Origin of the sequence: Kordia aestuariivivens (assembly GCF_014397005.1) — a bacterium.
Taxonomy (GTDB): domain Bacteria; phylum Bacteroidota; class Bacteroidia; order Flavobacteriales; family Flavobacteriaceae; genus Kordia; species Kordia aestuariivivens.
Map to the genome: position 1 here is coordinate 209,818 of NZ_JACGWS010000009.1, position 23,543 is coordinate 233,360.

At 34.1% G+C, this 23,543-nt stretch carries 23 protein-coding genes; 11 read left to right on the forward strand and 12 right to left on the reverse strand.

Translation table 11 applies throughout. The features are described from left to right. Positions 1-61: 61 nt before the first annotated feature. The 3 genes from H2O64_RS15485 to H2O64_RS15495 all read left to right on the forward strand — a co-directional run bounded on the left by H2O64_RS15485 (position 62) and on the right by H2O64_RS15495 (position 3,989). Positions 62-1,783, forward strand: coding sequence for a DUF1036 domain-containing protein (locus tag H2O64_RS15485; protein WP_187563117.1), 1,722 nt, complete (start codon positions 62-64; stop codon positions 1,781-1,783). A 6-nt stretch (positions 1,784-1,789) separates the two neighbouring features. Beyond that, positions 1,790-2,224 carry a hypothetical protein gene (locus H2O64_RS15490; RefSeq protein ID WP_187563118.1) on the forward strand — a complete coding sequence of 145 codons (435 nt, stop codon included), beginning with the start codon at positions 1,790-1,792 and terminating at the stop codon, positions 2,222-2,224. 748 nt (positions 2,225-2,972) lie between these two features. Next, a complete protein-coding gene (locus H2O64_RS15495; protein WP_187563119.1) occupies positions 2,973-3,989 on the forward strand; it encodes a dipeptide epimerase in 1,017 nt (338 codons plus the stop codon). Between the two features lie 75 nt (positions 3,990-4,064). Here the strand turns inward: H2O64_RS15495 and H2O64_RS15500 are convergent, their stop codons facing one another. Further along, positions 4,065-4,538: a hypothetical protein gene (locus tag H2O64_RS15500; RefSeq protein WP_187563120.1), complete on the reverse strand. Its 474-nt coding sequence runs from the start codon at positions 4,536-4,538 to the stop codon at positions 4,065-4,067. Positions 4,539-4,684: 146 nt separating this feature from the next. Here H2O64_RS15500 and H2O64_RS15505 point away from each other — a divergent pair, with 146 nt between their 5' ends. Beyond that, positions 4,685-5,311, forward strand: coding sequence for a hypothetical protein (locus tag H2O64_RS15505; protein WP_187563121.1), 627 nt, complete (start codon positions 4,685-4,687; stop codon positions 5,309-5,311). 141 nt (positions 5,312-5,452) lie between these two features. Here H2O64_RS15505 and H2O64_RS15510 read toward each other — a convergent pair whose 3' ends face one another. Beyond that, positions 5,453-6,472 (reverse strand): T9SS type A sorting domain-containing protein, encoded by a 1,020-nt coding sequence (locus H2O64_RS15510; protein WP_187563122.1) that lies wholly within the window; start codon positions 6,470-6,472, stop codon positions 5,453-5,455. A 388-nt stretch (positions 6,473-6,860) separates the two neighbouring features. Here H2O64_RS15510 and gyrB point away from each other — a divergent pair, with 388 nt between their 5' ends. Continuing rightward, a complete protein-coding gene (gene gyrB, locus H2O64_RS15515) occupies positions 6,861-8,798 on the forward strand; it encodes a DNA topoisomerase (ATP-hydrolyzing) subunit B (RefSeq protein WP_187563123.1) in 1,938 nt (645 codons plus the stop codon). 69 nt (positions 8,799-8,867) lie between these two features. On the opposite strand, the gene H2O64_RS15520 is transcribed toward gyrB, so the two are convergent. Continuing rightward, positions 8,868-9,608: a T9SS type A sorting domain-containing protein gene (locus H2O64_RS15520; RefSeq protein WP_187563124.1), complete on the reverse strand. Its 741-nt coding sequence runs from the start codon at positions 9,606-9,608 to the stop codon at positions 8,868-8,870. Between the two features lie 180 nt (positions 9,609-9,788). Here H2O64_RS15520 and H2O64_RS15525 point away from each other — a divergent pair, with 180 nt between their 5' ends. The 5 genes from H2O64_RS15525 to secDF all read left to right on the forward strand — a co-directional run bounded on the left by H2O64_RS15525 (position 9,789) and on the right by secDF (position 16,986). After that, complete coding sequence (locus H2O64_RS15525; RefSeq protein WP_187563125.1) at positions 9,789-10,835, forward strand: DUF6588 family protein; 1,047 nt, start codon at positions 9,789-9,791, stop codon at positions 10,833-10,835. Positions 10,836-10,934: 99 nt separating this feature from the next. Then, the gene (gene mdh / locus H2O64_RS15530) at positions 10,935-11,861 is read left to right on the forward strand and encodes a malate dehydrogenase (protein ID WP_187563126.1); all 927 of its coding nucleotides are present in this window, start codon (positions 10,935-10,937) and stop codon (positions 11,859-11,861) included. Positions 11,862-11,991: 130 nt separating this feature from the next. Further along, positions 11,992-12,978: a SecDF P1 head subdomain-containing protein gene (locus H2O64_RS15535; RefSeq protein WP_187563127.1), complete on the forward strand. Its 987-nt coding sequence runs from the start codon at positions 11,992-11,994 to the stop codon at positions 12,976-12,978. A 114-nt stretch (positions 12,979-13,092) separates the two neighbouring features. Further along, positions 13,093-13,722, forward strand: coding sequence for a hypothetical protein (locus tag H2O64_RS15540; protein ID WP_187563128.1), 630 nt, complete (start codon positions 13,093-13,095; stop codon positions 13,720-13,722). 231 nt (positions 13,723-13,953) lie between these two features. Further along, positions 13,954-16,986 (forward strand): protein translocase subunit SecDF, encoded by a 3,033-nt coding sequence (secDF, locus tag H2O64_RS15545; protein WP_187563129.1) that lies wholly within the window; start codon positions 13,954-13,956, stop codon positions 16,984-16,986. Between the two features lie 129 nt (positions 16,987-17,115). Here the strand turns inward: secDF and H2O64_RS15550 are convergent, their stop codons facing one another. From H2O64_RS15550 to folE, 9 genes are all read right to left on the reverse strand, one after another. Further along, a complete protein-coding gene (locus H2O64_RS15550) occupies positions 17,116-17,271 on the reverse strand; it encodes a hypothetical protein (protein WP_187563130.1) in 156 nt (51 codons plus the stop codon). Between the two features lie 111 nt (positions 17,272-17,382). Then, entirely contained in the window at positions 17,383-17,586 is a 204-nt protein-coding gene (locus H2O64_RS15555; RefSeq protein ID WP_187563131.1) for a hypothetical protein, read from the reverse strand. Positions 17,587-17,760: 174 nt separating this feature from the next. After that, the gene (locus H2O64_RS15560) at positions 17,761-17,946 is read right to left on the reverse strand and encodes a hypothetical protein (protein ID WP_187563132.1); all 186 of its coding nucleotides are present in this window, start codon (positions 17,944-17,946) and stop codon (positions 17,761-17,763) included. Between the two features lie 76 nt (positions 17,947-18,022). Beyond that, entirely contained in the window at positions 18,023-18,499 is a 477-nt protein-coding gene (locus H2O64_RS15565; RefSeq protein ID WP_187563133.1) for a DUF192 domain-containing protein, read from the reverse strand. Then, positions 18,496-19,368, reverse strand: coding sequence for a prolipoprotein diacylglyceryl transferase (lgt, locus tag H2O64_RS15570; RefSeq protein ID WP_187563134.1), 873 nt, complete (start codon positions 19,366-19,368; stop codon positions 18,496-18,498). Before lgt ends, H2O64_RS15565 begins: the two co-directional genes overlap by 4 nt. Before the next feature lie 215 nt (positions 19,369-19,583). After that, positions 19,584-19,832, reverse strand: coding sequence for a membrane protein insertion efficiency factor YidD (gene yidD, locus H2O64_RS15575; protein WP_187563143.1), 249 nt, complete (start codon positions 19,830-19,832; stop codon positions 19,584-19,586). A gap of 24 nt (positions 19,833-19,856) precedes the next feature. Continuing rightward, the gene (locus H2O64_RS15580; protein WP_187563135.1) at positions 19,857-20,525 is read right to left on the reverse strand and encodes a hypothetical protein; all 669 of its coding nucleotides are present in this window, start codon (positions 20,523-20,525) and stop codon (positions 19,857-19,859) included. Positions 20,526-20,546: 21 nt separating this feature from the next. Next, positions 20,547-22,031: a cysteine--tRNA ligase gene (cysS, locus tag H2O64_RS15585; protein ID WP_187563136.1), complete on the reverse strand. Its 1,485-nt coding sequence runs from the start codon at positions 22,029-22,031 to the stop codon at positions 20,547-20,549. A gap of 24 nt (positions 22,032-22,055) precedes the next feature. Next, positions 22,056-22,736 carry a GTP cyclohydrolase I FolE gene (folE, locus tag H2O64_RS15590; protein ID WP_187563137.1) on the reverse strand — a complete coding sequence of 227 codons (681 nt, stop codon included), beginning with the start codon at positions 22,734-22,736 and terminating at the stop codon, positions 22,056-22,058. A gap of 362 nt (positions 22,737-23,098) precedes the next feature. On the opposite strand from folE, the gene H2O64_RS15595 reads away from it, so the two are divergent. After that, positions 23,099-23,533 carry a hypothetical protein gene (locus H2O64_RS15595; RefSeq protein WP_187563138.1) on the forward strand — a complete coding sequence of 145 codons (435 nt, stop codon included), beginning with the start codon at positions 23,099-23,101 and terminating at the stop codon, positions 23,531-23,533. The last annotated feature ends 10 nt before the right edge of the window (positions 23,534-23,543 follow it).

Consider the following 23,543-nt stretch of genomic DNA (forward strand, 5'->3'; position numbering starts at 1 on the left):
GATGAAGTTTACAGTCATATCATGTATAATGATTATGAGCCAACCATAAATAATCAAAATTATGAGAAGAATTATTACGATTGCATTCCTATGCTTTTTTCAACTATGCGTAGCACAAAATTTTTATGAAATTAAGTGGAAAGGTGAAAGCGGTATAAAGTATACGGCTTTAGTTGAGTTTTTTGAAAAAGAAAATATCAAAGTTCGAGTAAAATATACTGTAAAGGACGGAACGTATAAAGTTGCAAAATACAAATGTGTTGGAAAATATCTCTACAACGAAGATGGGACAAAATACTTTGTGTTTGATGGTGAAGATGCTGAAATGGTATATTCATCAAAAGAAAGTACTGTAGGCTATTCTGCGGATAATTTTGTGTTCAAAAACATGAATGCGAATAATGAATTCGAAAAGCTATACACCTATGACGACCAAGATTTAAAAGACGGAAAGTTAGACAATATTAAAGATGCAACGTTTAAAAAACTAGACCCTGCCAAAGATTTTACAAAAGCATATATCCATAGTTTCTTTTGGACAAATGAGCCAGAATATACAACCTATACAAGTTTAATATCAAGTACTGCGAGCACCTCTACGACTACGAACACTAGTTCTAGTTCTAGTAGTTCAAGCAGTTCTAGTACTGTGGAACATTATAGGTTGAAATTCAGAAATAAGTGTAACAAACCTGTAAAAGTACTCATTCGTTATTTGAATTTTGAGGATGAGTGGAAGTCAAAAGGATGGTGGGAGATTGCTCCAAACAAAACCGTATATGTAGAAGATTCTAAGAATCGTATTTTTTATTTCTATGCCAAAACGACCGATGGAAAATTAGTCTGGAGCGATAAAGACAACAAAAGAGATTTTAAAGGAAAAAAGTACGGATTCAGAAAGCTTGAAAAATCAAATTCCGATTATGGCTCGTGGATTTCAGACATTACTTGCACAAATCAGACGAGTACGCAATCGGCAACCACCTCAACTTCTACCGGAACGACTACTGGAAATCAATTCAACAAAAATGTAAAATTACATTTACTAATGGTCGCTGATACTAACGATCCGCAAATTGGTTCGAGTGTAGAACAAGATTTAAACGATGTAACCAATCTTTTTCGAAAAGCAGCACGCGAAATTGGCATCAAATACGGAATCAACAAACTGTACGGAAATACATTTGACAAAAGCAGCATCATGTCTAAAATTAATAGCTTAGGTATCAAACCGAATGATGTGGTTATATTCTATTATTCAGGACACGGTTACAATGATACTTCTGGAAGCAATCGTTTTCCTAATATGAGTTTGGACGGATCGGACTTAGGATTGGAAAGTATTCATAGATACATAAAAAGCAAAGGCGCACGATTAAGCATCACTGTTGGAGATCTTTGTAACTCTATTCCTCGTACTCGAGATGGTATCAAAAGCGATGAGGAAATTCCATTCAAATCAGGGTTTCTATTTGATGAAGATAAATTAAAACGATTATTTATTTACTCAAAAGGTTCCTTAATCTCAACTTCTTCAGGTAAAGGCGAATGGTCGTTTTGTATGACAAATTCAAACGGAAGTATGGGTAATGGTCACTTTACAAATGCTTTTATCAATTCTTTTGCAAAAGAAGCAAGTAAAGTAAATGACAACAATGGTTCTTGGCGAACGATGTTTTCAAGAGCGTACAATGAAGCAAAAAGCAGAACTCAATATCAGCGTAATCAAAATGGAAGATACGGGCAATCTGGTTTCAATTCCAATACAATAACTTATAACTAATGAACCATGAAAACACTCACCTTCTATATAGTATCGCTACTACTAATTTCTTGTAATGGAATGAAAGATATCTCCGAAATCAAAGATGAAGACACCATGACGGTCTGTTTATTAAGTAATGAAGTTTACAACGCAGATTCGCAAGATACAGCAAAAGAATACCTCGAAAGAAGACAAGTTGTGCGTAAACTGGTGTTAGAAGGCGATCAGCGTGCGTCGCTTCTAAAAGAATTTCTCAACGATAGCAACTACGAACCGCTTTCGCGAAAATGTAAATTTGAACCTGTATATGCACTTTTAGTAAATGACAAACTCCTTGCTTTATTTGATGTAGAATATTGTCCAACCATTGAATATGTAAACAAAGAAAAAGATTCAAAATATATAGGTATTACAGCTGAAAACACCTTAAAAAAACTTTTAGAAGACTATCTGAAATAATCACTAAACAAAAGCGTCATCTAACAAGATGGCGTTTTTTAGTTACTTTTTCTCCAAAAATAACGTGCTAGCCAAAAAAGACCAAAAGTCATAACAAATGCCATTATCGATAAATAGGTTCTTTCTGGTGCGATATCTGGTGCGGATGAATTCCAAATTCTCATAGATTCTGAAATTCCTGAGATTCCAAGTATTCCACACAAAAACGCGAGAGCTTTGTAGCTTCCTTTACTCATTAGACATTATTGATGTTAGTATGTGTAAAACTACTTGTTTTTAACTGTTATTGGTAATTAGATAACCTAAGTTTGATCTAATAGCGCTAATTTTTATAAGTAACGGATTCTTTTTCCGCAGTGTAGCAGACATTTTCCGTTAAGAATTTTCGAAGCCTTGGAGAAATCATAGATTCATGAACTCCTATTTAATGAAATAAAAACAGCGAACTAAAATTTAGGAAAATGAATGCGGTTTTAGTTTTCGATAGAATAACTAAAAACACCTCTGGAAATCGAAGATTCATGAATACCTTAACTTAAAGTGTAAATGATATGAACTAAAAAGCGCATTTTCTTTTGTTGACGCCTGTGCTGAACTTGATTCAGTATTCTTTGTGCGAGCAAAGTAAAAGAAAAAAACAATTACAAACGAAATACTGAGTTCAAAATTTTCTAGAAATAATTAAGTTTTTATTTCTAGAAGTTATATTAAATATTTAAAAATAACTCAAATCAACTATCTTTAAAAGATGAAATTACAACTCTCTATACAAAGTTTTGAACTTCCTTTAAAAAACCCGTTTACCATTTCTCGGTATACAATTACGGTTCAAAAAACGGTGGTGGTTTCTATTACAGACGGAAACTATATTGGCTATGGAGAAGCAACGGTAAATCCGTATTACAACAGTACAATAAACAGCTTGAAGCATTCCGTAGCGAGTGTAAAATCTATTTTTGATACTGTTGAAAAAGAATTGCATCCAACCAAACTCTGGACGCTTTTAGCACCAAAATTACAAGACAATTACTTTGCGCTTTGCGCGATTGATTGCGCGTATTGGGATTTATATGCACAACAACAAAAAAAGCCATTGCGAAGGTTTTGGAGCGAGTACGATGATGAGTTGCCAAAAACGAACTTTACCATTGGAATCGATTCTATTGAAGTAATGAAATCAAAGATTCAACAAACGCCGTGGCCGATCTATAAAATAAAATTGGGTACAAAAAATGATCTTACAATCATAAAAGCACTTCGCGGAATTACAGATTCAGTATTTCGAGTTGATGCCAATTGCGCTTGGACTGTGGAAGAAACGCTTGAAAACGCAAAAATTCTAAAAGAACTCAACGTAGAATTCATCGAACAGCCATTAAAAGCCGACAATTGGGAAGACATGAAGGTTCTCAAAGAAAAAAGTGTATTGCCAATTATTGCGGATGAAAGTTGTCAAAAACTAGCAGATGTAGCAAAGTGCGCAGAAGTTTTTCACGGAATCAATATCAAGCTGATGAAATGTGGTGGCATTACGCCTGCGTTGCAAATGATTCAAATCGCGAAAGCGAAACACATCAAAATAATGGCAGGCTGCATGACCGAATCTTCTATTGGAATTTCAAACTTGGTACAATTAGCTCCTTTACTAAATTATATGGACGCAGATGGCGCTATACTATTACAAACCGACATTGCCAAAGGTGTTACGTTTAACAATGGCGAAATTGTATATGTTGCCAAAAATGGTTCAGGTGCTTCTTTTTGATTTGTTACGATTTAGTCTTTATTCTATGATCTAATAGCGAAGCGGTCTTTTATCTTTTGTTGAAAAAACTAAATACTATTCCGATTTTTTTACAGCATAGGTGAATTTTTCAAAACGCTTCGGAAACTCGTTGGTAATTTCTAATTTGTTGGAAGTAATTGTTGGTTTAATCTTAATAACCTTCACAGAATCAGCAAGTGTAAAAGAATGCATACTTCGCATATTTACAACGTCAATATGTTGTAATTTCACTTCATAATCGCCTTTTTTCAAGTCTATAATTACATATTCACGACCTTTAATTTGTCCCAATGCTTTGCCGTTTATCCAAACATTCAAGCGCGCAGTATTGTCAATCTTATGTAAAATATCAGCTCCATTATAAATAAGTACTTTTCCGTTTCCTAGTTTTTCTAAGGTAACATCTTCAAAATTTGTTTTCACAAAATCATATTCAGATGCAATCGGTTTCAAAGCACAAGAAGTAACTAAAAGTAGCGTCATAGCTATCACAACGAATCGAATATTTTTAATAACAATAGTGTTCATAATTGAAATGTTTAGAAGACAAACTTACCAATTAAGCAACGTTTTATTTTGCGAAAATCACAAAAAATAAAATTCTAATTCGTGATTACAACCATTTACACTGTATAAATCACAATACTTTTGAATTGAATTTAAAACGTAATCTTATGAAATTTCTATGTTCAGTAGTAGTATTCGTATTTGCAATGTCAACACTACAATCTCAAAATGATTCGTCAGCATATAATCCGTTTGACAACGCAACATTTGCCATTGGTGGCGGTGTATTCATGCCACAAGGAAAACTAAGTTCCTACTTTGGGACAGCTCCTTTTTTAGAACTAAGTGCAAACTTTCCATTTCGCAGAAAAAAAGCAATTGGCTTAACTTTGCAAGTTGTGATTCCTAACCAAAAAGATGATTTTCTATACCGAAGAACCATTGATACTATTCAAGTAAAAAGCACCATGATGTTAAACTTTACGGTAGATTTCAAAAAGAGTTTGCATACAAGTACCAAAGGAAATCTTGAATTAAAACTAGGTCTAGGTGTTTCAGGAATTACGACTGATGCGCGAAATCCGTTTTACAGTGGCGAAGATGGTGAAGAAAAATATGAAATTGTCAGCTCTGTACTATTCAGTCCAGGATTGGAATATCAATACGAATTTAATGAAAACAGCAAATTTATCATTGGAGTTAGTGTGAATTATGCTCCGTATAAAGTAGAAGGTGCTGTGCGAGAAGATATTGGCGGTTTGGCATTTGTCCCCAAAATCGCGTATGTTTTCTAAAGAAATAGTATCGTGTAAAAAAACGCGCAAAATCTTAAATTTAAATACGTTGCGCGTTTTTTTTAATATTTTGTCTAATAGTGAAGAAGTCATTGAACGTCTTGACGCTCTATGCAGAAAGCGAAGCGTTCTTATAGCTGCTTACTGCTTTATAAACTTCTTCGTTGCTGACTGTCCAGTTTCCGTTTCAAGTGTCATAAAATACATTCCTTGTTGTAAATTAGCAACAGAAATACTTCCCGTGTGTTGACTTGACGTAAAAACAGTTCTTCCTTGAACATCTACAATAGTAACTGTTTTAATCTCTTGACTATTATTTGTTTGTATCGTGATCAAATCTTTTGCAGGATTTGGATACAATTGAAAATTAGCAGCAGCTAACGTATTGTTTGTAGAAAGTGTAATAGCTGTATTACGTTCAAATGTTTCCGTGGTTTGATCGACTCCTAAAAATGCTGAAATAAGGTGTGCATTATTATACCTGTACGCTAAATTATCGGCACCATTGTCATAATAGTAATACGTAGTTTGTGTTAACGTTCCTATATTATTAAAAATAGGAGGAATGCTAAAACTCAAGGTTTGGTCTATGCGTAAGCGTGTTACATTTCCTGTATAGCCGCATCCGCAAAGAAGATCGTTCATGGTTAACATTCCATACGCATCAACTGTTGCAGTAACTGTTCCTGTAAAAGTTCCGCTTGTTCCTAGGTATGAAAATGTCCCAGAAACAGCTCCAGAATTATTTGCTCCAAAATTTAACGGAAACAATCCAATAAAAGCATTCGTGCCACTATAATTCAATATAATATCGCCTTGAGAAACTCCAGTAATTGAAGTTCCGCTTCCATCTTCTTTCAAGAAAAATTCACTTACAGTTGGCGTTCCACCTTGTGAAGTAATCGATAAAACTTCCGTTGTACCAGGATATGTAGTTAATTGAGCTGCGGTTGGAGCTGCATACGAGTCAATATTGTTTCCTGCAGGAATTGATCCGCTAAAGTCCCAAACGACATTAGCGCCTGTTGGTGTTTGGTCTGGTACAATAGTTGGAGTTACAACCGTAAAATCAGTATTTGGATCACTTCCAAATTTTGTAATCGTTTGAGAAAAAGAAGCAATGCTAAAAAGCGATGCTAGTAAAAGTAATTTTGTTTTCATAGAACAATATTTAGTAGAATAGTTATTAGTACCGTAAAATTACTAAAAACAAAAGCGAAGCATGTTAAAAAAAGCATTTTTCTGTTGATAAAAAGTAACTTGTAGGTGTTTTAACCTAAAAAACAAAAGTCAAAATAGCGCTTCTGTGCGATGCTTTTAATTTCTCCGTCAGACGAGAAGAAAAAAGTAATTCAAAAATCATTCTAAAGGTGTTTTAAGCCATTCTAAGCAAGTTTTATTAAAAACACTAAATGTTAATAACTATTTGAAAAGCGGCTTAAAAGTGTTTAAAAATCAATTCATGAAGTGTTATATTTGTTTGTTAAGAGTAAAATAAATCAGAACACTTTATGCTGTTCTAAAAATATAAAAACTAAGGAGAATATTTATGAGCGAAGAAAAGAAAGATCAATATTCAGCTGATAGTATACAGGCATTAGAAGGAATGGAGCATGTTCGTATGCGTCCTTCCATGTATATTGGAGATGTTGGAACTAGAGGTTTGCATCACTTGGTATATGAAGTTGTCGATAACTCTATTGATGAAGCATTAGCAGGACATTGTGATACGATTAGTTTAGTAATCAACGAAGACAACTCGATTACAACGGAAGATAATGGTCGTGGTATTCCGATTGGAATACACAAAAAAGAAGGTGTATCTGCGCTAGAAGTTGTAATGACGAAAATTGGTGCTGGTGGAAAATTTGATAAAGATTCCTATAAAGTATCTGGTGGATTGCACGGAGTTGGTGTAAGTTGTGTAAATGCATTATCAGCTCATTTAACAGCAACTGTTTTTAGAGAAGGAAAAGTTTGGGAACAAGAGTACGAACGCGGAAAACCATTATATCCTGTAAAAGCTATTGGCGATTCTGATAAAAACGGTACTATAGTAACGTTTAGACCAGATCCTACGATCTTTACACAAACCTTAGAATACAACTACGAAACTATTGCAAATCGTATGCGTGAATTGTCATACCTTAACAAAGGAATCACAATTACACTCACAGATAAGCGTAGCAAAGACGAAAAGGGAGAATACCTTGGTGAAGTTTTTCATTCTACGGAAGGACTAAAAGAATTTATCAAATACTTAGATGGAAATCGTGAGCAAATCATTACCGAAGTTATTGCCTTTGAAGGTGAGAAAAACGGTATTCCAGTTGAGGTTGCAATGACGTACAACACTTCGTATTCTGAAAACTTACATTCGTATGTAAACAATATTAATACACACGAAGGTGGAACACACTTATCAGGATTTAGAAGAGGTTTAACGCATACACTTAAAAAATATGCGGATGGAACTGGAATGTTAGACAAATTAAAGTTTGACATTGCCGGAGATGATTTCCGTGAAGGATTAACCGCAATTATCTCGGTAAAAGTTCAAGAACCACAATTTGAAGGACAAACCAAAACAAAATTAGGAAACCGTGAAGTTTCTGCAGCGGTAAGTCAATCTGTTTCAGAAATGCTAACAGATTACTTAGAAGAACATCCAGACGATGCTAAAACCATTGTGCAAAAAGTAGTTTTGGCTGCACAAGCACGTCATGCTGCTCAAAAAGCACGTGAAATGGTACAGCGTAAAACGGTGATGAGTATTGGCGGTTTACCAGGGAAACTGAGTGACTGTTCTGAGCAAGATCCTGCAAAATGTGAAGTATTCCTTGTCGAGGGAGATTCGGCAGGTGGAACGGCAAAACAAGGTCGTGATCGTATGTTTCAAGCAATTTTACCATTACGTGGAAAAATCTTGAACGTCGAAAAAGCGATGCAGCATAAAGTATTCGAAAACGAAGAAATCAAAAATATCTTTACAGCGCTAGGTGTTACCATCGGAACTGAAGAAGATAGCAAAGCACTAAACCTTTCAAAACTAAGATATCATAAAGTAGTGATTATGTGTGATGCCGATGTCGATGGATCGCATATTTCTACCTTAATCTTAACATTCTTCTTCCGTTACATGAAAGAACTCATTGAAAACGGACACATTTACATTGCTGCACCACCATTATACTTGGTTAAAAAAGGAGCAAAACGTAAATATGCATGGAATGATCAAGAACGAGATGAAATTGTTGATGAATTTGGTGGCGGAGCAGGAATTCAACGTTACAAAGGTCTTGGAGAAATGAACGCAGAACAATTGTGGGACACAACCATGAATCCAAACTTTAGAACATTACGTAAAGTAGTTATTGATAGTGGAGCAGAAGCAGACAGAGTATTCTCCATGTTAATGGGAGACGAAGTGCCACCACGTAGAGAATTTATTGAAAAGAATGCTGTTTATGCAAATATTGATGCGTAAATAAGTCTTACTATTGACCCGTCCTGAAAAACCGTTACAGATTTTATAGGACGGGTCATTTGGTATAAATCATTCTTTGATAAATCGGGAAACATTCGTGTCTCCATCTTTATAGGTAGTTTTGATAAAATAAATTCCAGGAGACAAAAATGATAAGTCTAAGGAATTATCTTGATGCGAAATTTTTGTTTCAAAAATACGCGAACCTACTACTGAAAGCACATCTATTTTTTCTACCGAAAATCCTTTGAAATCAAAATACAATTTCTTTTTTACAGGATTAGGATACATAACAATGCTTTTTTTCTGAAACTTTTCAAGTGAAAGTACAAAGTTGCCATGTACAGCTCTATTTCCTTCTGGTGTATCAATAATCAATGTTTTATGACCATTGCCTTCATCAATAATTTGATAATCAAAAGTTCTTGGTGGACTACTACTACCAGTAATTATAAGACCTAGATATTGACTTTCCAACGCACAATTCGTAGAACATGATCCTAGTGTAACACCTGGAAACTGAACTGTAAATGTACCAGAACCAAAGGAAAGTGATTGTGATGCGTTGAAAGCAACATTGATATCTCCTGCGTTCGCATAAAAATCATAATAGTTAGGTGATGATTCAAAAAATTGAATTCCTGGGTGGTAACTTGGATTTGATGGATGCGGTTGTGTCACATTAATAGTAGTTCCATTAATTACCATATAATGCAATGTCCATATGTTTCCATCACCAATTAAATCTTGTTGTGCAAATCCAAAATGAAAACAAATGAATGCACATATTGAAAGTGTAATTTTTTTCATAGCGTAAAGTATTTACATAAATATACAAAAAATATCTACAGATGTAATATGTTATTTAGATGCTCATTAATATATATTGCATCATAACTTTTTTATACAAAAACAAAAAAGGGCTATTTCCTGTGTATAAAATAGTACGTTTTTATTATTTTAGTCAAAACTAACTTAACCTAATAAGTCATGAAAAAAACAATTACACTTCTTGTAATGCTATTTGTATCGGCATTGCAAGCACAAGAATTAGAAAGTCTATTGCTATCAGGAAATGATGCAAGCAAGCTTACCGAAAACTATATGAATCCGCTAATGAAAGGATTATTATATAGTATGAATGGCGGTTGGTATACGACTGCAAAAACGCATAAAAAATTTGGTTTTGACATTACAGTTTCTGCAAATGCGAGTTTTATACCAAGTTCAAGTCAAAATTTTAATTTCAGTCCTGCTGATTATGAATTTCTTACAACGGCGAATGGAGAAACATCATTGCCAACTGTAATGAGTGAAAATAGTTCTGAAACTACAATTAACGTAAGCATTCCTATTGATGGAACAAATACATTTAAAGTTGGAAGTTTTCAAATGCCAGGCGGCATCACCGAAGACCTACCTATAAATGCTGCGCCAGCACCTATGATTCAAGTTGGACTTGGATTGCCAACACGAACGGATGTAAAATTACGATTTGTGCCGAAACTAAGTTTTGATGATGATGTAGAAGCTAGTCTTATTGGCGTTGGATTACAACATGATATCACACAATATTTAGGCCCGATAGACAAATTACCACTAAGCGTTTCTGTACTTGCTGCGTTTACTCGACTAAAAGCAACGTACGCCATCAATGACGACAGTCTTACGGATAATGTGAGTATCCAAAATGGAGAAGCAGAATTTACGATGAATGCTTTTACAATTCAGGCTTTGGGTTCATTAGACTTTAAAATTATTACGCTATATGGTGGATTTGGATATAATCAAGGGAAATCTGAAGTCAACCTCAAGGGCGATTACAATTTGAGTTATGAAGTGCAAGATAGTAGTGGAAACACCATATCAACTGTAAACGAAACAGTATCAAATCCGGTGAATCTAGACTTTGAAGCAAACGGAATACGAACCACACTTGGCGCACGATTAAATTTGGGTCCAATAAAAATATTTGGCGACTACACCTTTCAGAAATTCAATACATTAAGCGCTGGTATAGCTGTGAGTATTCGATAACTGATTTGCTACAAATAATTTAAAATAACGTTGTTTTTCAGTATAAAAAATGGCAACTTTGCAGCTTTAGAAACAATACATCCAAAAAAAATAAAAAATATGAAAATTACAGTTGTAGGAGCAGGAGCCGTAGGCGCAAGTTGTGCAGAATACATTGCCATTAAAAACTTTGCTTCAGAAGTCGTTTTATTAGATATTAAAGAAGGATATGCAGAAGGAAAAGCGATGGACTTAATGCAAACAGCTTCTTTAAATGGTTTTGATACAAAAATCATAGGAAGTACTAGTGACTATTCTAAAACAGCTGGAAGTAATATCTGTGTAATTACTTCAGGAATTCCTCGTAAACCAGGAATGACTCGTGAAGAATTAATCGGAATCAATGCAGGAATTGTAAAAACAGTTTCTTCAAGTTTAATTGAGCATTCTCCAAATACAATCATCATTGTAGTAAGTAATCCAATGGATACAATGACCTATTTAGTTCACAAAACAACAGGATTGCCAAAAAGCAGAATCATCGGAATGGGTGGTGCTTTAGATAGTGCTCGTTTCAAATACAGATTGGCAGAAGCGTTAGAAGCTCCAATATCTGATGTTGACGGAATGGTTATCGGTGGACACAGTGATAAAGGAATGGTGCCTTTAACAGCGCATGCAACACGTAACAGTGTAAAAGTTTCTGAATTCTTATCAGAAGAACGTTTAGAGCAAGTAAAACAAGATACCAAAGTTGGTGGAGCTACCTTAACAAAATTATTAGGAACCTCTGCTTGGTATGCGCCAGGAGCAGCAGTTTCAGGATTGGTTCAGGCAATTGCTTGTGATCAAAAGAAAATGTTCCCTTGTTCTGTTTTACTAGAAGGTGAATACGGATTAAACGATTTATGTATCGGAGTTCCTGTAATCTTAGGGAAAAACGGAATTGAAAGTATTGTTGAAATCAACTTAAGCGATGCTGAAAAAGCACACTTATCTGAAAGTGCTGAAGGTGTAAAGAAAACAAACGGATTGTTAGAATTGTAAAATTCTGATTTTAAAATAAATACACAAAAACCTCATTGCAGTTAGCTTTGAGGTTTTTTTTATGAATCAATATGTAACATCTTTACACGATCAGACACTTATGTATTGTTGTTTAAAACGATACATCTCTATGAAAAAAAAACACATTCTTAGTTGCACACTTTTTTTAGCATTTTGTTTAATGGCTTGTGAAGGACCTTCTTCTGGATCGAAAGCGCAAATTCAATTTGAAATCACGGAAAATAATTTTAGTGAGGATCAAAGAGTAAAAACCAAACATGTCATTCAAAAACGCTTGGAGTCTTTAGGCGCGAGTAACATAGAAATTACAGAAGATCAGAAAAATATAGTTGCAAATTATACAAAAGGAGCTGATTCGGTATTGACTTGGCAAAGTTTTCAGACTATAGGAAAGCTGGAATTTTTTGAAGTATGCAATAAAAAAGAGATTCTATACAAATACCTAGATAAAACGTATGCTTCTAAGCTAAAATCAGATGAAAAAATCACGATACTGAAGGATGATGAAATTGAATTAAATCTGGAAGAAGCTGTGAATTTCTTAGGAATTATTGAACTCAATTTTAACTTTAATGAAGATCCTATTTTTGGATATGTGGCTGAAAAACACAAAGCACGTGCTGAAGAATTATTAATACAGAAAGAACCTGTATTTATAAGTGCGCTGAAAAGAAGAGTCAAGTTTCTGTTAGGAAAACCTGATGCTAATTATAAGCAAGGTAAGTATCCTTTACATGCTGTATATGTAACCTCAACAAATGAAGCGCCATTGGATGGAAGTTATGTCACAGAAGCGGGCGTATCTGATGGTCATATTGAAAATAGGTATGTTATCAATTTACAAATGAATAAAGAAGGTGCAATTATTTGGGAACGATTAACTGAAAAAACATATCAGGAAAGAGGAAATATTGCCATCGTTATTGATGATGTTGTATACTCAGCACCAAGTGTAAACACTGGAAAAATTGTAGGTGGTAACACTCAAGTCTCTGGAAATTTCACAAGAGGTGAAGCAACAATCTTAGCAAGTATTATTCGTTCTGGAGTGCTTCCGAACGTTAAAATTGTGAAAATGCAAACCGTTAAAGAATGACAATCTGCAAAAAAGCTCAAAATGTAAGAGTAGCAATATAATATTCAATAGATTAAATCAAAATTAATTACCAAAACAGGACGATTTTGCACTCTTTCTTTTTATATTTGGCACATGATTGCTAAAAAATATTTTAGTGCTTTAATAATCCTTATCACGCTACTTGGTTTCTACAAGAAGCAATCGCCTGCGCCAAATCAGGAGATTGAACTTCAGTTTGCAGACCAAACGACTGTGTTAGCGGAGACAGATGAAGTAATTGAAGCAATCACAGCGCAGTTAGAAGCGTTAGGTGTTGAGAATATTCAAGTTCGACAAACAGCTGGAATACTCAAAATTGCATATTACAGCGATGAAAATGTTGCTGAAATCAAAAAAATTCTTGCTGAAGAAGGATTCGAGTCAGAAGACAAATCAGAAGAAATTCCAACCAATAAAAAAGCAGTAACGTTTCAAGAGTACGGAATTGTTGATAGCTTTAAAATAGATGTATATGAATTGCAAACGGTTTCTAATCCGTATACAGCAATTCACGGAAAATACATTTTAGCATTACATAAAGACTACGATAAATCTCCAAGTCCGAATTCGTCAGCAAATACAAGTTCGTTCCTTACAGGAGAAATCAAAACTACGATTGCATTAGCCTATACAGAATCTAGTTATACGGCTATTCCAAAAGAAAACATTTCGTATGAAATCCCAGATGTTCGCGCGGGACCTTTCACAACAATGCATTCATAAATCAAACATAATTTTTTAGAGATTATCAATACGATTTACGAACGTATCTTACCGTAAAAAGTGTATTAAATTGAGAAAACTCGATTCAATACGCATAAAATATAGCTTCTCGGTATGATTACGAAGGCTATTAAATTCACAATCAAATCATCCAAAAAAAAATAATTGTCAAATTTTACAGTAAATTATATAGTTGCTCGTTTTAAAAAATTTGACCAAAAACATTGAATAATGCAGAACAAAGGATTAGTAAAATTATTTGCTATTTTATTCGGATTGGTAAGTATTTACCAGTTGTCGTTTACGTTTGTAACGAATAAAATTGAAAACGAAGCAAAGACGTATGCCGTAACACAAGTGCCGAAACCAACAGAAGGAGCGGACACAAAAGAGAATGCAGATAAAAGAAGTCTTATTGAAAAGACCTACTTGGATTCTATTGATAAAAATGAGCCAATCAATTATGGACTTACTACGTATTCATATAGTGAGGCAAAAGAAAAAGAATTAAACAAAGGATTAGACCTTAAAGGTGGAATCAACGTAATTCTTCAAATTTCTGTAAAAGATATCTTATCTGGATTGGTGAGTAATCCAGACAATGAAACATTTAGCAAAGCGTTGGCAAGAGCTGATGTGCTTCAAGCGGAAGCGCAAGAAGATTACGTAGAATCATTTTTTAGAGCATTTGACGAATTAAAACCAGATGGATTATTATTAGCAAATCCGGATTTATTCTTTACACAAGCTTTGGAAGAAGATTTAAAGAAAGACGGAATGAAAACACCTGATGGTGTTGTAAAAAATGTGATCAGACAAAAAATTGACCAATCAATTATTTCAGCGAAAGAAGTATTAAACAAACGTATTGACCAATTTGGAGTTACACAACCAAACATTCAACGTTTAGGAACTTCTGGACGTATCTTAATTGAATTGCCAGGTGCGAAAGATGTAATTCGTATTGAAAAGTTAATTCAACAAACAGCAGAACTTCAATTCTGGACTACGTACAACGATAATGCAAGGTTAGGTACATTCTTAGTTTCAGCAAACGAGAAGCTCAAAGAACTTCCTGAATATGCTACAGAAGATGTAACAAAAGCTGACGATGCACAAGATGCTTTGTTAACTTCAACAGAAGACTCATTAAATGTAGTAAATCCATTATTAGATAAACTTCAACTTGTAAACCAAGGTGGCGGAATTATTGGTACTGCTAAAGGAGAAGATAGAGATGCAATATTAGAATTGTTATCAAACGATATTTTAAAGCAAGTACGACCAGCTGAATTGCGTTACGTACGTTTTGCTTTTGGAAAACAAGCAGATCCTGTTTCAGACAGATATGAATTATATGCTTTAGCAGGAGAACGTAAAGGAAAAGATGCGGAACCACAAATGAAAGGTGATGTAATTGATGGAGCAGCACAAGGATACGGAAGTGCTGGTAGACCGAACGTAAACATGCAAATGAACGGTATCGGAGCAAAGCAATGGGAAAAGTTAACTGGAGACGTATACAACACTCAAGGGAACATCGCAATTGTTTTAGATAACATTGTATATTCTGCACCAGGTGTAACAACTGGGCCAATCTCAGGAGGGAACTCTGAAATTTCAGGTCAATTTAGCGTAGAAGAAGCGCAGGATTTAGCAAACGTACTAAGAGCAGGTAAATTACCAGCAACAGCAGATATCTTACAATCGGAAGTAGTAGGTCCTTCATTAGGACAAGAAGCAATTGATAGTGGTTTAATGTCATTTATGATTGCTTTAGTATTAGTATTAATCTGGATGGTATTCTATTACGGTAAAGCAGGTATTTTTGCAGATGTTGCATTATCCTTCAACATTCTATTAATATTTGGTGTATTAGCCAACTTAGGAGCTGTATTAACATTACCTGGAATTGCAGGTATTGTATTAACCATTGGTATGTCGGTGGATGCAAACGTACTTCTGTTTGAAAGAGTTCGAGAAGAGCTAGCCAAAGGAAAAACATTAAAAGAAGCGCTTGACCATGCATTTAGCTGGAAAGGTGCAATGTCTTCTATCTTTGATGCAAACATTACAACAGGATTAACGGCATTGATCTTATTCTTATTCGGAACAGGACCAATTAAAGGATTCGCAACTACCTTATTAATTGGTATTGCAACCTCATTATTTACAGCAATCTTTATCACTCGTTTATTAATTGACTGGTATATTGCTAAAGGAAAGAACTTAGATTTCTCTACAGGAGTTACAAAGAACTTATTCAGAAACAATAAGGTTTCATTCTTAGCGAAGCGTAAAATTGCATATGTTATCTCTGGAATTATTATTTTAATCGGTATAGGATCTATCACTTTTGGAAATGGAATAAATCAAGGTGTTGATTTTGTTGGTGGACGTTCGTATCAAGTGCGTTTTGCAAATGATGTAAGTTCACAAGATGTAAAGTCTGCTTTAGAAAAAGAATTCATCGTTGACGGTGCTGTTATTTCTCCAGAAGTAAAAACATTTGGTGGAGAAGATCAGTTAAAGATTACTACAAAATATAAAGTAAACGAAACTGGAACTGAAGTTGATGAAGAAATCAAAAAGAAATTGCATAAAGGATTAGAGTCATTCTTACCAAAAGGTATGACGCTTGAGCAATTTGTTGATGGAGCAGAAGATAAGCAAGTAGGAGTAATGCAGTCTATTAAAGTTGGACCAACGATTGCGGATGATATTAAGAAAGATTCATTCTGGGCAGTATTAGGTTCGTTAGTAGTTGTGTTCTTATACATTTTATTACGTTTCCGTAGATGGCAATTCTCATTAGGAGCTGTTGCCGCAGTATTCCATGATGTATTAATTGTATTAGGGATCTTCTCACTTGCGTGGAAATATGTGCCATTTACAATGGAAATTAACCAAGCATTCATTGCAGCAATCCTAACAGTAATTGGATACTCGCTGAATGATACCGTGGTTGTATTTGATAGAATTCGTGAATTTATGGACGAACGCCCAGATTGGAAACTGAGTAAAGTTGTAAATGCAGCCTTAAACAGTACATTAAGTAGAACGTTGAATACATCGTTAACTACATTAGTAGTATTAATGGCGATCTTTATTTTCGGTGGAGAATCTATCCGAGGATTCATGTTTGCCTTAATCGTAGGTGTAATTGTAGGTACGTACTCATCGATGTTTATCGCAACACCAATTATGTTTGATACGATCAAAAAAGGAGATATCAACAAAGGATTAGTAGAAACTGAAGAGTAATTTCTTCAAACTATAGAGTTCAATTTATAGCTAAAGAAAAGCGCTACTCAGTACGAGTAGCGCTTTTTTTTATTTATGATGCGATTGAAATTGTTTAAAAACAAGGTGAAACCGCATCACATCTAATTTCTATTTGTCATCACAAATAAGTGCAGAGTTTTCACAAATGCTTCCACAAGTTACGTTTGTTACGTTTGTTGTTGGTTGTTTTCCTCCTGTAAGTTCATTAAATATTGCGATTGATTTCTTGTTTAATGCTAAACTCTTTAAGTTTTTAGTTTTCATACTATTGTAAATTTTAAGTTAACTCTAAAGTTAGAAATCTGATATTAGAACCTGTTACGGGAAAACCATACAATTTACTTTTGATACAACAAGGAAGTCGTTTTTTAAACGCTATTGTTTGCCTGTCGGAGTTTGTAAATCACAAACAACTCCACCAGGACAGTCTGTATTGATACATGTTTCTGCGGTTTCTGTATACGTAGGATCACATATTATTTCTGAGTTCGTAAACCATCCTCCATGTACGCTATTTAATTGAAGATGGGAAATAGATTTTTTGTTGAGCTTTAATAGTTTAAAATTTCTCTTTTTCATAATAATTTGATTTTGATTCATCTTAAAATTATAAAAACAACTTAGTACGCATTTACGGTAAGACCGTACTTAACATTTTAATAACTAAAAAATAAAGATGTTCTTTTAATGAGAAATGCCAGTTATATTTCGGAAAAAGAGTCCGTTGTGTGTAACTTTTTTATCAAACTCAGGTTAATGTAACTTCGTTATTTGATAAAAAATAAAAGTTATAAATCCTAAAGGAATCAATCCGATAGACATTCCTGTTCCAATCGTTTTATATTTTGGAGTATTGAAAAGATAGAGTGTTAATAGAGGTGTTGCAATCATAGAAATTGCTAACGGCACTATATGATTTAATAGGGAAGTTGTCAGCATTCCGAAAAACGGAATTCCAAGTGATAGTGCAATGCCAAAAAAATATATTGAGTATTTTCAGAAGTTAAATTTTAACCTAATTTTTTACAAAAGTGACCAAATCGCCAATTTCTAACAACCATTTTTCAGCCAAACCTGCGTTGACTTCCAATACGTACATTGCTGGAATTTCAGAAGGCAATCCAGTTTCGTCCATAGGTTTTGCATTCTCTTGAAAACTTACAATTTTCTTGTTTGAATCTAAGTAGATAATGTCTAAAGGAATGTAGGTGTTTTTCATGTAAAAATTTCGAGGAAACTCCGCAGAAAATATAAAAAGCATCGCTTGGTTATCTTTCATCGACGTGCGATACATTAAGCCAGTTTCGCGTTCGTAATTGGTTTCTGCAAACTCTACATCAAGTGTAACTACATCTTCTCCGCTAGGTTTAGAAAGCGTCAATTGACCTTCTTTGGTAAACTTAATCTCCGCAGTTTTTACTTTTTTATTTTTATCTGAATCACAAGAAACAAAAGCAATTGTGAAACATAAGAGTATCAATATCTTTTTCATGACTTTACAGAATCTGTTGTAACTTCTTTGGTTTGTCTAAACATAAAATAAAATCCAACAATAATAAACGGAATGCTTAACCATTGTCCTGTAGTTAATATATTTCCAAGTTTATCTTCAAATCCACCTTGACTTTCTTTTACAAACTCTACAAAGAAGCGAATGGTCCAAAGAATCACTAAGAAGAGTCCAAAAAGGTAGCCAGGTTTATCTTTTTTGTTTGTTTTCCAGAATAAATACCACAAACCAACAAATAGAATAATATAGCAAAGTGCTTCATACAGTTGCGCCGGATGACGTGGAAGTGTATCGCCTCTTCCTTGAAATACAATTCCAAAATCAGAGTTTGTGTACTTTCCAACAATTTCAGAATTAAAGAAGTTTCCAAGTCGTACAAAAGCACCACCAATAGCAACAGGAACTACGATTCTATCTAAAATCCATAATAAGCTTTTATATTGATGCTTTCGTCTGTGTAAATACATGGCAAAAATAACTCCGATTGCGCCTCCATGACTTGCCAGACCAGCAAATCCTGTAAATTTATAACCACTAATAAAGCCAAGTAATGTTGCATTTGGGTCTTCCTTTATTGGTAATAAAATCTCCACTAAATGATCTTGATAGTACGCCCAATTGTAGAAAAATACTTCTCCCAATCGCGCGCCAAGTAACGTGGCAATTACGGAGTACATAAACAACGAATCCAAATATTCTAAGGGAACATTTTCTTTTTCATACATCTTTTTTAGGATATAATATCCCAAGCTAAATGCAATGATGAACATTAAGCTATAATATCTAATTTGAATTGGACCTAAATTCAATAAAACTTCATTAGGATTCCAGTTGATACTTAATAAATGCATATGGAGTTGTTTATAAAGTGTAAATATAGGGAAACGAAACGAAAATCAAAGGAAGCAAATCGTAAAGGAATGTTATTTCAGTGAAACTCAATTTTGAAAAGTCTGAAAGACGTATTCAAAGTTGTAAGTTGAACTGATCTCGTTGCATAACGAGATCCAAAATTTAGTATATAAACCCTTAAATAGTTCTTTAAATTTGGTGTCTGATTGGAAATTTAATGCTTTTTTTTAGGAAGCTCATCTGGCACAGGATCATGTCCGCTTCCGCCGAAAGGATGACAACTAAAAATACGTTTGATGGCTAACATTCCACCGCGAAATAAACCATGTTTTTGCAATGCTTCTGCTGTATAATGTGAACACGTTGGCGTATACCGACATGCCGCAGGTAAATATGGAGAAATTGCCGCTTGATAAAAGCGGATGATGAGCAAAAAAGGGTATATCAGTATCTTTTTAATAATAATTAAATTTGATGTGAAACAAAGTTATATTTTTTCTGTGGAAAAGTAAATACAATCTTTATAACCACTTTGAAATAATGATTTCTTTAATTCTTTGTATTGATCAATATGTTCATCTGTATAGATAAGGTACATTGGATATTCACGATCGTTTAGTGAAAGCATCACGGGAATAGTTGCTACGGATTTGTTGCTGAGTTTTGTTTTCTGCATTACAGCATAATCTACCGTTTTATTATTGGCTTCACACTTTTCAGAAATTGCTCCCATAATCATTACAAGATCAACTCTAAGATTTCCTGTGATAGGAACTTGAATGTCTTTAATGTTTAAAAAGTCAATATTTGTATGAAAAAAACCTTCTTTATTTACATGTGGATAGGATTCTAGGTATTCAAGCATCAATCCAGATTTTAACTGACTTTCTATATCATTTTTAAGCACATATTTTCTGTACAATACAAAAGGCGCGATGATGAAGAATATGAAAATAGCAATGACCAATGCAATCAAAGAAGAAATTAGCGCACGCGCGCTAAAGTTGTTTTTAAAAAAATATTCCCAATAATTACCAAGTGAATTAGTGGCAAAAGTATATTGTATAATTTTTATTAGATTGGAAAAATGAATGATAATATTTACTAAAATAATAATACCACCAATAATTAGTGCAATGATGCCTATGCCATTCATATATGTGTTGTTTTTGAATTGTTAGCTAACAGAAAAAGAAGTGCCATCTTTTCCGTCTTTCAGTTGAATTCCCAATGCTAATAATTCATCACGGATTTTATCTGAAGTCGCAAAATCTTTGTTGGCACGCGCTTCATTTCGTAAACTAATCAATAACTCAACCACACCAGAAAGTGCATCGCCATCATCCGATGAACCGCTTTGTTGCTCTAATCCTAAGATATCGAATACAAAGGCGTGTATACTCTTTTTTAAGTCTGCTAAATCTTCTGCTAAAATAGTAGCTTTTCCATCTTTCAATAGATTGATGAATCGTACAGCTTCAAACAAATCGGCAATTAAAATCGGCGTATTAAAATCGTCATTCAGTGCATTGTAGCATCCGCGTTTCCAAACACTTAAATTAAAAGTAGTTTTGTCACCAACAGGTTTCAAACCGTCTAGTGTTTTGATAGCTTCCATTAACTTATTGAATCCTTTTTCAGAAGCCAATAATGCGTCATTACTAAAATCAAGAATACTTCTGTAATGCGCTTGCATCATAAAGAAACGTGCTACACTTGCAGCAAATCCTTTGGTTAAATGTTTGCTATCTCCAGAGAAAATTTCGCCAGGAAGAATATTATTTCCAGTAGACTTTGCCATTTTTTGACCATTCAGCGTCAACATGTTGGCATGCATCCAGTAATTTACAGGTGTTGTTCCTTTAGAAGCTTCATTTTGAGCAATTTCACATTCGTGATGTGGAAACTTTAAGTCCATTCCGCCACCGTGAATATCAAATTTTTCGCCTAAATATTTTGTACTCATGGCAGTACATTCTAAGTGCCATCCAGGGAAACCGTCGCTCCAAGGTGATGGCCAACGCATAATATGTCTTGGTTCTGCTTTTTTCCAAAGTGCAAAATCTTGCGGATTCTTCTTATCACTCTGCCCGTCTAAAGCTCTTGTATTGTGTGCTAAGTCTTCTACTTTTCGTTTGCTGAGTTTACCGTAAACATTGGTTTCATTAAACTTTAATACGTCAAAATATACCGAACCATTTACTTCGTAGGCAAATCCTTTATCAATAATAGATTTTACAATTTCTATTTGTTCAATAATATGTCCAGTAGCTGTTGGTTCAATACTTGGCGGTAAAAAGTTGAATTTTTGTAGAATTTCATGAAAATCAACGGTATATCGTTGTACAATTTCCATAGGTTCAAGCTCTTCTAAACGTGCTTTTTTAGCAATTCTGTCTTCACCTTCGTCTGCATCATTTTCTAAATGACCAGCATCCGTAATATTTCGGACATACCGAATTTTGAATCCTAGATGTTTTAAATATCTAAAAATCATATCAAAAGACATGAACGTTCGTACGTTTCCTAAGTGTACATTGCTGTAAACCGTAGGACCGCAAACATACATTCCAACATGACCTTCATTGATAGGTGTAAAAACTTCTTTTTCGTTTGTGAGGGAATTGTATATTTTAAGTTCGTGTTCTTGATATAATTGCATAGTACTGATGAAAATTATGGGTTTTTAAAATTTTGTATCTAATTTAATATAATCTAGGAATTCTGAGCGTGTTTTTTCATTTTTAAATTTCCCGCCAAATTCTGCAGTCACCGTGCTACTTTCGATATCTCTGATTCCGCGTGAATTTACACATAAGTGTTTAGCATCAATTACACAAGCAACATCTTCAGTGCCAAGTACTTTTTGCAACTCTCTTACAACCTGAATTGTTAAGCGTTCTTGTACTTGTGGACGTTTTGCATAATAATCAACTACGCGATTCATTTTAGAAAGTCCAACAACAGTTCCATTAGAAATATATGCAATATGCGCTCTCCCAACAATAGGAAGTAAATGATGTTCGCAAGTAGAGTAGACAGTAATATTCTTTTCTACTAACATTTCATTGTACTTGTACTTATTGTCAAAAGTGGATGCTTTTGGTTTTTTATCTGGATGCAATCCGCCAAAAATTTCTTGTACAAACATTTTAGCAACTCTGTTAGGAGTTCCTTTTAGGCTATCGTCTGTCATGTCTAGTCCTAATGTCTCCATAATATGTGCAACATCTTTTTTGATGCTCACTATTTTTTCTTTGTCACTTAAATCAAAAGCGTCTTTGCGTAATGGAGTTTCATAAGAGGTCATGATGTGATCGTCTCCCATAGCGTGTAATTCTTCTTCAAGCGCCTTATCTATTTTCATCTATTCAGTATTTCTTTACGTGTAAAAAATGCAATGCAACTACTCAATACATATATAAGAATTATAATTCCACAATACCAAAGAGTCATTACACAATTTTGTTCAAAATTTAACAAGACTGCAAAGATAATTAATTATTGAATAAGTTTTGGTTGAACGTGCCGTAAATAAATGTGTTAAAGAATTATGTATATCATAAAATTTTCTTAATTTTCCAAGATTCAAAATAAATTTTTTAACACAATGTCGGATTTTTATAGGTGTTGTTGTTATATATAAAGTAAAGGGAATGGGGCGTTTTTCAACAAAATTTCAACGACTTTATTCTAAATTAATAATGTTAGAAATCAAACATGACAATTATGCGTAAAATCTATGTGTGTATGATGTTTTTATTTTTAGGGCTGTGTATGACTGCACAAACTAAAAATGTTCATTATAACTTTCAAGAGCATCAAGTAGATAACTTCATCAACGAAGTTTATGGAGATCAGGCTCAGAAACTGATCTTTTCAAATCAGAACCTATACAGAGCTTTCAAAAAATTAATTTTGGAGCGAATGCAAATCGTGAGGAAGTCTGAAATCCAAGGAAAAAAAGTTCCAAAAATTACAGATCAGGGAATGTTTGATACCTATACTAGTGGATTGCAACATGATGCTGCTTTTAATATCAGCAATTTCAATCCTTTGAAATATAAGTTGGCATTCTTTGACGCAGCTTCTCATAGAATGTATAGCATAGATAATACAGACTATATTTTGATCATTCAACCACAACCAAAACTTCAAAACTAAAATATTAGAG